The sequence below is a fragment of the Halomonas elongata genome, assembly GCF_029081005.1.
GTDB lineage: Bacteria > Pseudomonadota > Gammaproteobacteria > Pseudomonadales > Halomonadaceae > Halomonas > Halomonas elongata_B.
The window spans coordinates 1-556 of record NZ_JAJQTQ010000071.1; the positions used below are offsets into that span (position 1 = coordinate 1).

A 556-nucleotide genomic window follows, 5' to 3' on the forward strand; every position below is an offset into this window, starting at 1 on the left:
CATTCACCCCCTCCCCCTTGCCCGACTGATTTACCATATAACAAACGTACCGAAGCGCATGGTTCATATGAATTAGATTTTGTTTATATTAATCCTAACGCCAGCAAGGCTGGTAAAACCACTCTATTTTTTCCAGTCATTTTTCACCTCATTTTGTGCTTTAATGAAAACTATTTTTACCTGTTCAGGTAAAAAACTTTTCTCGTTTCGCCATTCCACGACTGCTGTTGCCCCTTCCATCTTCAACAGATCTCTGATTCGAAACCACAGCCCAGCATCATGTGTTGTCACTACAATCCTGTCCGCATGAGCCAGAGCGTAATAAAACGTCGGCGTTCTGGCCTGTACTCCGGATAAGGAAGTGATCTCATAAACCCATCCTTTACCGCTAACGTCTGACTTTATGACACCGTGAAAATCGGGGACATATGGCAATGAGGGATTGATCACTTCATTTGCCTTTTCAAACTGCACGGGTGTTGGCTCTGGCGGTGATGAACAACCAGCAAGAATGGAAATCAATAAAAACACTAACTTCTTCATCATGTTCTCCTTT

At 43.0% G+C, this 556-nt stretch carries 1 protein-coding gene; it reads right to left on the reverse strand.

All coding sequences use genetic code 11. The features are described from left to right. Positions 1–123: 123 nt before the first annotated feature. Positions 124–556: cag pathogenicity island Cag12 family protein (locus LU493_RS19475; RefSeq protein ID WP_275289462.1), on the reverse strand; the 433-nt coding region annotated here is incomplete at its 5' end.